The 14,353-nt window shown below is 63.7% G+C and carries 8 protein-coding genes; 6 read left to right on the forward strand and 2 right to left on the reverse strand.

The window, feature by feature from the left end; genetic code table 11:
* The first annotated feature begins 104 nt into the window (after window positions 1–104).
* The 3 genes from rpoB to EJ074_RS02385 all read left to right on the forward strand — a co-directional run bounded on the left by rpoB (window position 105) and on the right by EJ074_RS02385 (window position 9,320).
* A complete protein-coding gene (rpoB, locus tag EJ074_RS02375) occupies window positions 105–4,241 on the forward strand; it encodes a DNA-directed RNA polymerase subunit beta (RefSeq protein ID WP_095805837.1) in 4,137 nt (1,378 codons plus the stop codon).
* A 141-nt stretch (window positions 4,242–4,382) separates the two neighbouring features.
* Complete coding sequence (rpoC, locus tag EJ074_RS02380) at window positions 4,383–8,579, forward strand: DNA-directed RNA polymerase subunit beta' (protein ID WP_095806134.1); 4,197 nt, start codon at window positions 4,383–4,385, stop codon at window positions 8,577–8,579.
* A 75-nt stretch (window positions 8,580–8,654) separates the two neighbouring features.
* Complete coding sequence (locus tag EJ074_RS02385) at window positions 8,655–9,320, forward strand: O-methyltransferase (protein WP_095805836.1); 666 nt, start codon at window positions 8,655–8,657, stop codon at window positions 9,318–9,320.
* A 132-nt stretch (window positions 9,321–9,452) separates the two neighbouring features.
* Here the strand turns inward: EJ074_RS02385 and EJ074_RS02390 are convergent, their stop codons facing one another.
* Together EJ074_RS02390 and EJ074_RS02395 are read right to left on the reverse strand one after the other, a co-directional pair.
* Window positions 9,453–10,412 (reverse strand): Gfo/Idh/MocA family oxidoreductase, encoded by a 960-nt coding sequence (locus EJ074_RS02390; protein ID WP_095805835.1) that lies wholly within the window; start codon window positions 10,410–10,412, stop codon window positions 9,453–9,455.
* An 83-nt stretch (window positions 10,413–10,495) separates the two neighbouring features.
* Window positions 10,496–10,777: a transcriptional regulator gene (locus EJ074_RS02395; protein ID WP_095806133.1), complete on the reverse strand. Its 282-nt coding sequence runs from the start codon at window positions 10,775–10,777 to the stop codon at window positions 10,496–10,498.
* A 464-nt stretch (window positions 10,778–11,241) separates the two neighbouring features.
* Between EJ074_RS02395 and rpsL the strand changes: the two genes are divergently transcribed.
* The 3 genes from rpsL to fusA all read left to right on the forward strand — a co-directional run bounded on the left by rpsL (window position 11,242) and on the right by fusA (window position 14,266).
* The gene (gene rpsL, locus EJ074_RS02400; protein ID WP_006202128.1) at window positions 11,242–11,613 is read left to right on the forward strand and encodes a 30S ribosomal protein S12; all 372 of its coding nucleotides are present in this window, start codon (window positions 11,242–11,244) and stop codon (window positions 11,611–11,613) included.
* A gap of 62 nt (window positions 11,614–11,675) precedes the next feature.
* Entirely contained in the window at window positions 11,676–12,146 is a 471-nt protein-coding gene (rpsG, locus tag EJ074_RS02405) for a 30S ribosomal protein S7 (RefSeq protein WP_059189563.1), read from the forward strand.
* A gap of 29 nt (window positions 12,147–12,175) precedes the next feature.
* Entirely contained in the window at window positions 12,176–14,266 is a 2,091-nt protein-coding gene (fusA, locus tag EJ074_RS02410; protein WP_095805834.1) for an elongation factor G, read from the forward strand.
* Window positions 14,267–14,353: the final 87 nt, after the last annotated feature.

A 14,353-nucleotide genomic window follows, 5' to 3' on the forward strand; every position in this document is an offset into this window, starting at 1 on the left:
GAAGGGGCGGCCGGAAAAACAGACAGGGGCGGCCCCAAGGCAGCCCGTTGGTGCAAGGCGAGCCGCGGCGAGGTTCGCCCCGAGTTCAGAGCTAAGGAGCGACGATGGCCCAGACCCAGACTTTCAATGGCCGCAGACGCGTACGCAAGTTCTTCGGAAAGATCCCCGAAGTTGCGGAGATGCCGAACCTGATCGAGGTCCAAAAGGCATCCTATGACCAGTTCCTGATGGTGGACGAGCCCAAGGGCGGACGTCCGGACGAAGGACTGCAGGCTGTTTTCAAGTCGGTCTTCCCGATCTCCGATTTTTCCGGCTCCTCGATGCTGGAATTCGTGAAGTATGAGTTCGAGGGACCGAAATTCGACGTTGACGAATGCCGTCAGCGCGACCTGACCTATGCCGCGCCACTGAAGGTGACGCTGCGCCTCATCGTGTTCGATATCGACGAGGATACCGGCGCCAAGTCGATCAAGGACATCAAGGAGCAGGACGTCTACATGGGCGACATGCCGCTCATGACGTCGAACGGCACCTTCATCGTCAACGGCACCGAGCGCGTCATCGTCTCGCAGATGCACCGCTCGCCGGGCGTCTTCTTCGACCATGACAAGGGCAAGTCGCACTCGTCCGGCAAACTTCTGTTCGCCGCGCGCGTCATTCCCTATCGCGGCTCGTGGCTCGACATCGAGTTCGATTCCAAGGACGTCGTGCACGCCCGCATCGACCGCCGCCGCAAGATCCCGGTGACGTCGCTTCTGATGGCGCTCGGCATGGACGGCGAGGAGATCCTGTCGACCTTCTACAACAAGATCACTTACAAGCGCTCCGGCGACCACTGGCGCATTCCGTTCAACGTCGAGCGGTTCCGCGGCCTCAAGGCAGTCGGCGACCTGGTCGACGCCGACACTGGCGAGATCGTCGTCGAAGCCGGCAAGAAGATCACCGCCCGCCAGGCCCGCCAGCTCGGCGAAAAGGGTCTGAAGGCGATCAAGGCGACCGACGAGGACCTGCTCGGCAACTACCTCGCGGAGGACATCGTCAACTATGCCACCGGCGAGATCTTCCTCGAGGCCGGCGACGAGATCGACGAAAAGACGCTGAAGGTGCTGCTCGGCACGGGCGAGGATGAAATCCAGATCCTCGACATCGACCACGTCAATGTCGGCGCCTACATCCGCAACACGCTCGCGGTCGACAAGAACGAAAGCCGCCAGGACGCGCTGTTCGACATCTACCGCGTCATGCGTCCGGGCGAGCCGCCGACGCTCGAGACCGCCGAGGCTATGTTCAACTCGCTGTTCTTCGACAGCGAGCGCTACGACTTGTCGGCCGTCGGCCGCGTCAAGATGAACATGCGTCTCGAGCTCAAGGCCGAGGACACCGTGCGCGTCCTGCGCAAGGAAGACATCCTGGCCGTGGTCAAGACGCTGGTCGAGCTGCGTGATGGCAAGGGCGAGATCGACGACATCGACAATCTCGGCAACCGCCGCGTGCGCTCGGTCGGCGAGCTCATGGAGAACCAGTACCGCGTCGGCCTCCTGCGCATGGAGCGCGCGATCAAGGAGCGCATGTCCTCGATCGAGATCGACACGGTCATGCCGCAGGACCTCATCAACGCCAAGCCGGCGGCTGCCGCCGTGCGCGAATTCTTCGGCTCCTCGCAGCTGTCGCAGTTCATGGACCAGACTAACCCGCTGTCGGAGATCACCCACAAGCGCCGCCTGTCGGCGCTCGGACCGGGCGGTCTGACCCGCGAGCGCGCCGGCTTCGAGGTGCGCGACGTGCACCCGACGCATTACGGCCGCATCTGCCCGATCGAGACGCCGGAAGGCCCGAATATCGGCCTGATCAACTCGCTCGCCACCTTCGCGCGCGTCAACAAGTACGGTTTCATCGAGAGCCCGTACCGCAAGATCGTCAACGGCAAGCTGACCAACGAAGTCGTCTATCTGTCGGCGATGGAGGAGGCCAAGCACCACGTCGCGCAGGCCAACGCCGAGCTCGACAAGAATGGCGGTTTCGTCGACGAATTCGTCATCTGCCGTAACGCTGGCGAAGTGATGATGGCGCCGCGCGAGAACGTCGACCTGATGGACGTCTCGCCGAAGCAGATGGTGTCGGTGGCGGCTGCGCTCATCCCGTTCCTCGAGAACGACGACGCCAACCGCGCGCTGATGGGCTCGAACATGCAGCGTCAGGCCGTGCCGCTGGTGCGCGCCGAGGCGCCGTTCGTCGGCACCGGCATGGAGCCGATCGTCGCCCGTGACTCGGGCGCCGCCATCGGCGCCCGCCGCGGCGGCATCGTCGACCAGGTGGACGCCACGCGTATCGTCATCCGCGCCACGGAGGATCTCGATCCCGGCAAGTCCGGCGTCGACATCTACCGGTTGATGAAGTTCCAGCGCTCGAACCAGAACACCTGCATCAACCAGCGTCCGCTGGTGCGCATGGGCGATCGGGTCAACAAGGGCGACATCATCGCCGACGGTCCGTCGACCGAGCTCGGCGATCTCGCGCTCGGCCGTAACGTGCTCGTCGCGTTCATGCCGTGGAACGGCTACAACTACGAGGACTCGATCCTGCTCTCCGAGCGCATCGTGGCCGACGACGTCTTCACCTCGATCCACATCGAGGAGTTCGAGGTCATGGCCCGCGACACCAAGCTCGGGCCGGAGGAAATCACGCGCGACATCCCGAACGTCTCGGAAGAAGCGCTGAAGAACCTCGATGAGGCCGGCATCGTCTATATCGGCGCGGAAGTGCAGCCGGGCGACATCCTGGTCGGCAAGATCACGCCGAAGGGCGAAAGCCCGATGACGCCGGAAGAAAAGCTGCTGCGCGCCATCTTCGGCGAAAAGGCTTCCGACGTCCGCGACACCTCCATGCGCATGCCTCCGGGCACCTTCGGCACGGTCGTGGAAGTGCGCGTCTTCAACCGCCACGGCGTCGAGAAGGACGAGCGCGCCATGGCAATCGAGCGCGAGGAGATCGAGCGCCTGGCCAAGGACCGCGACGACGAGCAGGCGATCCTCGACCGCAACGTCTATTCGCGCCTTTCCGACATGCTGGTCGGCAAGGATGCGATCGCCGGGCCGAAGGGCTTCAAGAAGGGCTCGAAGCTCTCGAAGGACACGCTCGACGAGTATCCGCGCTCGCAGTGGTGGCAGTTCGCGGTGGAGAACGAGAAGCTCCAGAGCGAGCTGGAAGCGCTACGCGGCCAGTATGACGACTCCAAGAAGGCGCTCGAGCAGCGCTTCATGGACAAGGTCGAGAAGGTGCAGCGCGGCGACGAGATGCCTCCGGGCGTCATGAAGATGGTCAAGGTCTTCGTGGCGGTGAAGCGCAAGATGCAGCCGGGCGACAAGATGGCCGGCCGTCATGGCAACAAGGGTGTGGTGTCGCGCATCGTTCCGGTCGAGGACATGCCTTTCCTCGAGGACGGCACGCATGCCGATATCGTGCTCAACCCGCTGGGCGTGCCGAGCCGCATGAATGTCGGCCAGATCCTGGAAACGCATCTGGGCTGGGCCTGCGCAGGCATGGGTCGGAAGATCGGCGAGCTGATCGACGCGTACAAGGCGGGCGGCGACATCAAGCCGCTGCGCAAGACGCTGGAGAGCTTCATGCCCTCCAACGACCGCAACGAGCCGATCCGCGAATATGACGACGAGAGCATCGTTCGCCTCAGCGAGCAGATGCGCCGCGGCGTCTCCATCGCGACCCCGGTATTCGACGGCGCCCACGAAGCCGACATCAACACCATGCTGGAGCAGGCGGGCCTGCACACCAGCGGTCAGTCGCAGCTCTATGACGGCCGCACCGGCGAGCCGTTCGATCGCAAGGTGACGATGGGCTACATCTATATGCTCAAGCTTCATCACCTGGTGGACGACAAGATCCACGCGCGCTCGATCGGCCCGTACTCGCTCGTCACCCAGCAGCCGCTGGGCGGCAAGGCGCAGTTCGGCGGCCAGCGCTTCGGCGAAATGGAGGTCTGGGCCCTGGAAGCCTACGGCGCCGCCTACACGCTGCAGGAGATGCTGACGGTTAAGTCGGACGACGTCGCCGGGCGCACCAAGGTCTATGAGGCGATCGTCAGAGGCGACGACACGTTCGAGGCCGGCATCCCCGAGAGCTTCAACGTTCTCGTCAAGGAAATGCGCTCCCTCGGCCTCAATGTCGAGCTGGAGAACACCAAGGTCGACGAGGCCCCCGTGCGGCTGCCCGACGCGGCCGAGTAACGCCAAGCAAGGCAATGGCGCGCCGCCGCCCAAGAAGCGGCGCGCCCGTCAAATTCTTCGGCCGGTTGGCCGGCCAGTCTGCGGGCATTCGGCCCGCGATCGATGCAAGGGGTTTTCGAGGACCCCGAAAAGGAGAACGGCATGAACCAAGAGGTCATGAATCTCTTCAACCCCCAGGCGCCTGCGCAGGTGTTCGATTCCATCCGGATCTCGCTCGCCAGCCCTGAGAAGATTCTGTCCTGGTCGTTCGGCGAAATCAAAAAGCCGGAGACCATCAACTACCGCACCTTCAAGCCGGAGCGTGACGGCTTGTTCTGCGCGCGCATCTTCGGTCCGATCAAGGACTATGAGTGCCTGTGCGGCAAGTACAAGCGCATGAAGTACAAGGGCGTCATCTGCGAGAAGTGCGGCGTCGAAGTCACGCTGTCGCGCGTGCGCCGCGAGCGCATGGGCCACATCGAGCTCGCCGCGCCGGTCGCCCATATCTGGTTCCTGAAGTCGCTGCCCTCGCGCATCGGCACGCTGCTCGACATGACCTTGAAGGACATCGAGCGCGTCCTCTACTTCGAGAACTACATCGTCACCGAGCCGGGCCTCACCGCGCTGAAGGAGCACCAGCTGCTCAGCGAGGAAGAGTACATGCTGGCCGTCGACGAGTACGGCGAGGATTCCTTCACCGCCATGATCGGCGCCGAGGCTATCCATGACCTGCTCGCCGGCATGGAACTAGAGAAGATCGCCGGCGACCTGCGTTCGGAGCTGGCTTCGACCTCGTCCGAGCTCAAGCAGAAGAAGCTGCTGAAGCGGCTCAAGGTCGTCGAGAACTTCATGGAATCCGGCAACCGTCCGGAATGGATGATCATGAAGGTGGTTCCGGTGATCCCGCCGGACCTGCGCCCGCTGGTCCCTCTGGACGGCGGCCGCTTCGCCACGTCCGACCTGAACGATCTCTATCGCCGCGTCATCAACCGCAACAACCGCCTGAAGCGGCTGATCGAGCTGCGCGCGCCGGGCATCATCGTGCGCAACGAAAAGCGCATGCTGCAGGAAGCCGTCGATGCGCTGTTCGACAACGGCCGTCGCGGCCGCGTCATCACCGGCGCCAACAAGCGTCCGCTGAAGTCGCTGTCCGATATGCTGAAGGGCAAGCAGGGCCGGTTCCGCCAGAACCTGCTCGGCAAGCGCGTCGACTATTCCGGCCGCTCGGTCATCGTGACCGGTCCGGAGCTCAAGCTGCACCAGTGCGGCCTGCCGAAGAAGATGGCGCTCGAGCTGTTCAAGCCCTTCATCTACGCCCGCCTCGACGCAAAGGGCTTCTCCTCGACCGTCAAGCAGGCGAAGAAGCTGGTCGAGAAGGAGCGTCCGGAGGTCTGGGACATCCTCGACGAGGTCATCCGCGAGCATCCGGTGCTCTTGAACCGCGCGCCGACGCTGCACCGCCTCGGCATCCAGGCGTTCGAGCCGATCCTGATCGAAGGCAAGGCGATCCAGCTGCATCCGCTGGTCTGCACGGCCTTCAACGCCGACTTCGACGGCGACCAGATGGCGGTCCACGTGCCGCTGTCGCTGGAAGCGCAGCTCGAAGCCCGCGTGCTGATGATGTCGACCAACAACATCCTGCACCCGGCCTCCGGCGCGCCGATTATCGTGCCGTCGCAGGACATGGTTCTGGGTCTCTACTATCTCTCGATCGTCAACCAGAACGAGCCGGGCGAGGGCATGGTGTTTGCCGACATGGGCGAGCTCCAGCACGCGCTGGAGACCAAGGCCGTGACGCTGCACGCCAAGATCAAGGGCCGTTTCCGCACCGTCGATGCCGATGGCAAGACGGTGTCGAGGATTCACGACACCACGCCTGGCCGCATGATCATCGGCGAGCTTCTGCCGAAGAACGTCAACGTGCCTTATGAGATCGCCAACCAGGAGATGACCAAGAAGAACATCTCCAAGATGATCGACACCGTCTACCGCCATTGCGGTCAGAAGGAGACGGTCATCTTCTGCGACCGCATCATGGCCCTCGGCTTCGCTCATGCCTGCCGCGCCGGCATTTCGTTCGGCAAGGACGACATGGTGATCCCGGACACCAAGCTGAAGCTGGTCTCCGACACCGAGGCTTTGGCCAAGGAATACGAGCAGCAGTACAATGACGGCCTGATCACCCAGGGCGAGAAGTACAACAAGGTGGTCGACGCCTGGGCCAAGTGCTCGGAAAAGGTCGCCGACGAGATGATGGCCCGCATCAAGGCCGTCGAGTTCGAGGACAATGGCCGTCAGAAGCCGATGAACTCGATCTACATGATGTCGCATTCGGGTGCGCGCGGCTCGCCCACCCAGATGCGCCAGCTCGCGGGCATGCGCGGCCTGATGGCCAAGCCTTCGGGCGAGATCATCGAGACGCCGATCATCTCGAACTTCAAGGAAGGCCTCACCGTGCTCGAGTATTTCAACTCGACCCACGGGGCCCGCAAGGGTCTGGCCGACACCGCACTGAAGACGGCGAACTCGGGTTACCTCACCCGCCGCCTGGTCGACGTGGCCCAGGACTGCATCGTCAACTCGCTGGATTGCGGCACCGAGAAGGGCCTCACCATGCAGCCGATCGTCGATGCCGGTCAGATCGTCGCCTCGGTCGGTCAGCGCGTGCTTGGCCGCACGGCACTCGACGACATCAACCATCCGGTTTCCGGCGAGTTGCTGGTCAAGGCCGGCAAGCTGATGGACGAGCGCGATGTGGAGCAGATCGAGAAGGCCGGCGTGCAGTCGGTGCGCATCCGCTCGGCGCTGACCTGCGAGGTCAGGACCGGCGTGTGCGCGGTCTGCTACGGTCGCGATCTTGCCCGCGGCACCCCCGTCAACCAGGGCGAGGCCGTCGGCGTCATCGCCGCGCAGTCGATCGGCGAGCCGGGCACCCAGCTCACCATGCGTACCTTCCACATGGGCGGCACGGCGCAGGTGGTGGACTCCTCGTTCCTTGAAGCCTCCTATGAGGGCAAGGTTCAGATCCGCAACCGCAACGTGGTGCGCAACTCCGAAGGCCAGCAGATGGTGATGGGCCGCAACATGGCGGTTCTGATCCTCGACGAGACCGGCAAGGAACGCGCCACGCACCGCGTCGCCTATGGCTCGCGCATCTTTGTGGACGACGGCGACAAGGTGAAGCGCGGCCAGCGTATCGCCGAGTGGGATCCCTACACTCGCCCGATCCTCACCGAAATCGAGGGCAAGGTGGCGTTCGAGGATCTGGTCGACGGCATCTCCGTGCAGGAGACGGCCGACGAATCGACCGGCATCACCAAGCGCGAGGTCATCGACTGGCGTTCGACGCCGCGCGGCAGCGACCTGAAGCCGGCAATCGTCGTTCAGGATGCCAAGGGCAAGGTCGGCAAGCTGTCGAAGGGCGGCGATGCACGCTTCCTGCTCTCGGTCGAGGCCATCCTCTCGGTCGAGCCGGGCGCGCATGTCCGTCCCGGCGACGTGCTGGCGCGTATCCCGATGGAAAGCGCCAAGACCAAGGACATCACCGGCGGTCTGCCGCGCGTGGCCGAACTGTTCGAGGCTCGCCGGCCGAAGGATCACGCCATCATCGCCGAGATCGATGGCACGGTCCGCTTCGGCCGCGACTACAAGAACAAACGCCGCATCATCATCGAGCCGCATGACTCGACGATGGAGCCGGTCGAGTACCTGATCCCGAAGGGCAAGCCGTTCCATCTGCAGGACGGCGACGTCATCGAGAAGGGCGACTACATCCTCGACGGCAATCCGGCGCCGCACGACATCCTGGCGATCAAGGGCGTGGAGGCGCTTGCGTCCTACCTCGTCAACGAGATCCAGGAGGTCTACCGCCTGCAGGGCGTGTCGATCAACGACAAGCACATCGAGGTGATCGTTCGCCAGATGCTGCAGAAGGTCGAGATCACGGTCCAGGGCGACTCGAGCTACATTCCGGGCGACCACGTCGACGTGATCGAACTGGAAGAGGTCAACGAACGCCTGATCGACGACGGCAAGAAGCCGGCCGAAGGCCAGCCGGTGCTGCTCGGCATCACCAAGGCTTCGCTGCAGACGCCGTCCTTCATCTCGGCCGCCTCCTTCCAGGAGACGACCAGGGTGCTGACCGAAGCGGCGGTTGCCGGCAAGACCGACATGCTGCAGGGCCTGAAGGAAAACGTCATCGTCGGCCGCCTGATCCCGGCCGGCACCGGCGGCACGATGAGCCAGATCCGGCGCATCGCCACCTCGCGCGACGAGCTCATCATCGACGAGCGCCGCAAGGCGTCTGGCGTCGAAGTCGCCGAGCCGATGCTGACCGACATGGTCAACGCCGCGCAGTAAGCGCGGCTGGAAATGAAAACTGGAAAGGGGCCCGCGCGGCCCCTTTTTCATTCTGGCTCCAAACGAGGAATAACCATGACCAGCAAGACCTGGACGGCTGTCGACGACTACATCGTTTCCTCGCTTTTCGAGGCGGATCCCATTCTCGATGCGGTGCTCGCGGCGAACCGCGAGCAGGGGCTGCCTGCCATCGACGTCTCCTTGGCGCAAGGGAAGCTGCTGTCGCTGCTGGTGCGCATCCGCGGCGCGAAGCGAGTGCTGGAGATCGGTACGCTGGGCGGCTATTCGACGATCTGGATGGCGCGGGGACTGCCTGATGAAGGGACGGTGGTGACGCTGGAGCTCGAACCGCATCATGCCGAAGTGGCGCGCTCGAATGTCGAGCGGGCAGGGGTCTCCGACAAGGTAGAACTGCGGGTCGGTCCGGCGCTTCAGTCGCTGGCTGAGCTGGAGAGCGAAAATGCCGGTCCGTTCGACCTGATCTTCATCGATGCCGACAAGCCGAACATCCCGAACTATCTGTCCTGGGCCATGCGGCTGTCGCGCCGCGGCACGGTGATCGTCTGCGACAACGTCGTTCGCGACGGTGCCGTGCTCAACCAGGACGGCAGCGACGCCAATGTCGAAGGCGCCCGCGCGGCGTTCGCCTTCATCGGCGGAGACGAGCGGCTGGAGGGAACAGCCATCCAGACCGTCGGCGCCAAGGGCTATGACGGCTTCGCGATTGCGATCGTCAAGTGATATGACACCGTCAATGACAGTGATATCGGACCAGCTCGCTTGTCACCGGCTGTTCGTCTGACGAGCGGCTTCCCCCAATCCGTCGCTGCTTCGCAGCGCCACTTTTCCCCCTCCGGAGGGAAAGGAAGGCGCTCAGTCGAAAAAGGCCTCGACGACGTTGCGCTTGCCGAGCATGAAGGCGTCGGCGACATGCTGCAGCGGCGCCAGGTCGACATCCGAAACGCCGGCGCGCACGATCTCGGCGAAGCGCTTGTAGAGCATCGGATATTCGGCTTCCGGCTCGTCATGGACGATCTTGCCCTCGATGGCGAGCTTCGCCCCGCCGCCCGAAAGCACCATCTTGCCCTTGTCGGTCTCGGCCAGGATGTCCCAGCTCTGCGGGCCCGTCTGCAGCCAGTCGAGCTCCATCGTCACCGGCAGCCCGCCCGAGGTGCGGAAGACGACATGCGCGGCAACCGGCGCGGCGCGGTTTTCCGGAAAATCGAGCACGGCCGACGTGATGAACATCGGCGGCAGGATGTGGGTGGCGATCGACAGCGCGTTGATGCCGGGATCGAACACGCCGAAGCCGCCCGGCGCCCAGATCCATTCCTGGTTCGGGTGCCAACGGCGCACGTCTTCCTTCCAGTTGATCGCGGCCGAACTGATGCTTGCCGAAGCGAGGAAAGCGCGCGCGGCCTCGACCGCCGGCGCGTAGCGCGAATGCCAGCTGGCGAAAAGCGAGACGCCGTGGCTTGCGGCAAGCGTCTTCAGGTCCTCGACCTCGCTGACGGTGGCGCCCGGCGGCTTCTCGAGGAAGACGTGCTTGCCTGCCTCGAGCGCGGCGCGGGCGCCGTCGTAGCGGAACTGGGGCGGCATACAGAGCGAGACGGCGTCAAGGCCGGGCTCGGCTTCGAGCATGGCCTCGATGCTCGGATAGTTCGGGATGCCGTCGACTTTGCCGTGGCGGCTGGCGGCGGCGACAAGCTGGTAATTGGCGTCCTTCGCCAGGGCAGGGAGATGCTGGTCGCGGACGATCTTTCCCACGCCGACGATGCCTAGCTTGATGGGGTCGAGTTTGATGGTGCCGAGCTTGGCGGGATCGCTGGTCATGGGAACTCCGGAGGACTGAAAAGCTGGGTGTTCTAGGCAGGAGAGGGCTGGCCGGCCGACGCCTTTGCCGCCGCCCTGGTGAATCAGAGCGGCTGGTCGAAGGTGACGATCGAGACCTCGCCTTCGATCGCGCCCTGATAGGCGGACAGATGCGGCTCGTCGTCGGGCGCGCCATCCATGTCGCCGATCTGATCGAGCTCGGCTTCCGCATAGCCTTCTGCGGCGAGCGATTCGAGCGCTCGGCGAACGGCCGAATCGTCGTCCGGCGCGACCAGCATCACATGCACGCCCTCCGGCTTGCCGCCCTTCTTCTTCCACACCCGGCCGGTAATGATGGTGACCGGGCGTTCTTCATTGTCGTTCACGGGCTGATTCCTCCGGGCGAGGGGATTGGTGCTGCTCATGCCGCCTTTTGGCATGAAGCACCCATATAGGACAGGCGGAAGGCGGTCACTTTCTTCCTCGCCCTTGCAAAAAGACGCAACAAAATTACATGCGTTGGACGCATGGCTGCCAAGCCTCGAATTGGGCCGCAATATTTGCTGCTCCGGGGTTGACGGACAGGGGCCTTACGAGTAGAAGCCGCCCCGTCAGAACCGATGTGAGACTTGCTTTTCCGAGGCGACACGCCTTGGAGTTTGCCTCAAACAGGGTTCGTTTTACGAGCGAAAAGACATTTCCGGCGCGCATGAAGCGGCTTCCGCTTCCTCTGCAATTTGTTCGGGCAGGACCGCGAGACGCGGTGTGTTGCCCGAATTTGCGTATGGAAACGACGCTTTGAGCGGCCCTGACAGGGGCGAGACACGGAATTGAGAGACAAGAGGGTTTAATGCCTACCGTCAACCAGCTGATCCGCAAGCCGCGCCTGGCGCCGGTGAAGCGCAACAAGGTCCCGGCCATGCAGCAGAACCCGCAGAAGCGGGGCGTCTGCACGCGCGTCTACACCACGACGCCGAAGAAGCCGAACTCGGCGCTGCGCAAGGTGGCCAAGATCCGTCTGACCAACGGCTTCGAAGTGATCGGCTACATCCCGGGCGAAGGCCACAACCTGCAGGAGCACTCCGTGGTCATGATCCGCGGCGGCCGCGTCAAGGACCTTCCGGGTGTCCGCTACCACATCATCCGCGGCGTGCTCGACACGCAGGGTGTGAAGAACCGCAAGCAGCGCCGTTCGAAATACGGTGCGAAGCGTCCGAAGTAAGGGTTTCCGGCTTCGGCGCTTTTTTTGACTGCGCCGTGCCACGAGATTGAGAGACAAAAGCCATGTCCCGTCGTCACAGTGCAGAAAAGCGTGAGATCAATCCGGACCCGAAGTTCGGCGACCTGATCGTCACCAAGTTCATGAACGCCGTCATGTATGACGGCAAGAAGTCGGTTGCCGAGACGATCGTCTACGGCGCGCTGGATCAGGTCCAGGCCAAGACCAAGCAGGAGCCGGTCACCGTCTTCCATCAGGCGCTCGACAATGTCGCGCCGCATGTGGAAGTGCGCTCGCGTCGCGTCGGCGGCGCCACCTACCAGGTTCCGGTCGACGTGCGCCCCGAGCGGCGCCAGGCGCTGGCCATCCGCTGGCTGATCGCCGCCGCCCGCAACCGCAACGAGACCACCATGATCGACCGCCTCTCGGGCGAGCTGATGGACGCGGCCAACAACCGCGGCACGGCCGTCAAGAAGCGTGAAGACACCCACAAGATGGCAGAAGCCAACCGCGCCTTCGCGCACTACCGCTGGTAAAGCGCGAACGAGACTGAGAGGCACCTACCATGGCCCGCGAATACAAAATCGAAGACTACCGCAATTTCGGTATCATGGCGCATATCGACGCCGGCAAGACGACGACGACCGAGCGCGTCCTGTACTACACGGGCAAGTCGCACAAGATCGGCGAAGTCCATGACGGCGCTGCCACCATGGACTGGATGGAGCAGGAGCAGGAACGCGGCATCACCATCACCTCGGCCGCGACCACGACCTTCTGGAAGGGTCGTGACGGCAAGATGCGCCGCTTCAACATCATCGACACTCCCGGACACGTCGACTTCACCATCGAGGTCGAGCGCTCGCTGCGCGTGCTCGACGGCGCGATCGCGCTGCTCGATGCCAATGCCGGCGTCGAGCCGCAGACCGAGACCGTGTGGCGCCAGGCCGACAAGTACCACGTGCCGCGCATGATCTTCTGCAACAAGATGGACAAGATCGGCGCCGACTTCTACCGCTCGGTGGAAATGATCGGTTCGCGCCTCGGCGCGCAGGCCGTCGTCATGCAGCTGCCGATCGGCGCCGAGACCGAGTTCAAGGGCGTTGTCGATCTCGTCGAGATGAACGCGCTTGTCTGGCGCGACGAGACGCTGGGTGCCGCCTGGGACGTCGTCGAGATCCCGGCCGATCTCAAGGAGAAGGCCGCTCAGTATCGCGAGAAGATGATCGAGGCCGCCGTCGAGATGGACGAGACCGCGCTCGAGAATTACCTCGAAGGCAACATGCCGTCGAACGACGAGATCCGCGCGCTGATCCGCAAGGGCACCATCGCGGTCAAGTTCTTCCCGATGTTCTGCGGCTCTGCCTTCAAGAACAAGGGCGTGCAGCCGCTGCTCGACGCCGTTGTCGAATACCTGCCGTCGCCCATCGACGTGCCGGCGATCAAGGGCGTCGACGCCAAGACGGATGCCGAGATCGAGCGTCATGCGACCGACAGCGAGCCGTTGTCGATGCTGGCGTTCAAGATCATGAACGACCCGTTCGTCGGTTCGCTGACCTTCGCCCGCATCTATTCGGGCAAGCTGTCGAAGGGCGCCTCCCTCGACAACACCGTTAAGGGCAAGAAGGAGCGCATCGGCCGCATGCTGCAGATGCATGCGAATTCGCGCGCCGACATCGAGGAGGCTTACGCCGGCGACATCGTCGCCCTGGCCGGCCTCAAGGACACGACCACCGGCGACACGCTTTGCGATCCGCTGCACCCTGTCATTCTCGAGCGCATGGAATTCCCTGATCCGGTCATCCAGATCGCCATCGAGCCGAAGACCAAGAACGACCAGGAGAAGATGGGCCTGGCGCTGCATCGCCTGGCGGCCGAGGATCCGTCCTTCCGCGTCAAGACCGACGAGGAAAGCGGCCAGACCATCATCGCCGGTATGGGCGAGCTGCATCTCGACATCATCGTCGACCGCATGCGCCGCGAGTTCAAGGTCGAGGCGAATGTCGGCGCTCCGCAGGTGGCCTATCGCGAGACGATCACCCGCACCCACGAGCAGGACTACACGCACAAGAAGCAGACCGGCGGTACCGGCCAGTTCGCCCGCGTCAAGCTGGTGTTCGAGCCGAACTCCGAGAGCGAGGAGTTCGTGTTCGAGTCCAAGATCGTCGGCGGCGCGGTGCCGAAGGAATACATCCCCGGCGTCGAGAAGGGCATCCAGAGCGTCATGGGCTCCGGCCCGTTCGCGGGCTTCCCGATGATCGGCGTCAAGGCGACGCTGATCGACGGCGCCTTCCACGACGTGGACTCGTCGGTTCTCGCCTTCGAAATCGCTTCCCGCGCCTGCTTCAAGGAAGCGGCCCCGAAGCTCGGCGTGCAGCTGCTCGAGCCGATCATGAAGGTCGAGGTGGTGACACCGGAAGACTATGTCGGTGGCGTCATTGGCGACCTCAACGGCCGTCGCGGCCAGATCCAGGGCCAGGAAGCGCGCGGCGTGGCCGTCGTCATCAACGCGATGGTGCCGCTCGCCAACATGTTCAAGTATGTCGACAATCTGCGTTCGATGTCGCAGGGCCGCGCCCAGTACACGATGCAGTTCGACCACTACGAGCCGGTCCCCACGGCGGTGGCTCAGGAAGTCCAGAAAAAGTACGCGTGAGAATGCCTGTGCCGCCGGATCCGCGCCTCTTGCGCGTTTCCGGTTCGGCTGGAGCGAATATCAATTTCCCCGAGCGGGACGAGTAAA

The organism is Mesorhizobium sp. M3A.F.Ca.ET.080.04.2.1 (assembly GCF_003952525.1).
Lineage (GTDB): Bacteria > Pseudomonadota > Alphaproteobacteria > Rhizobiales > Rhizobiaceae > Mesorhizobium.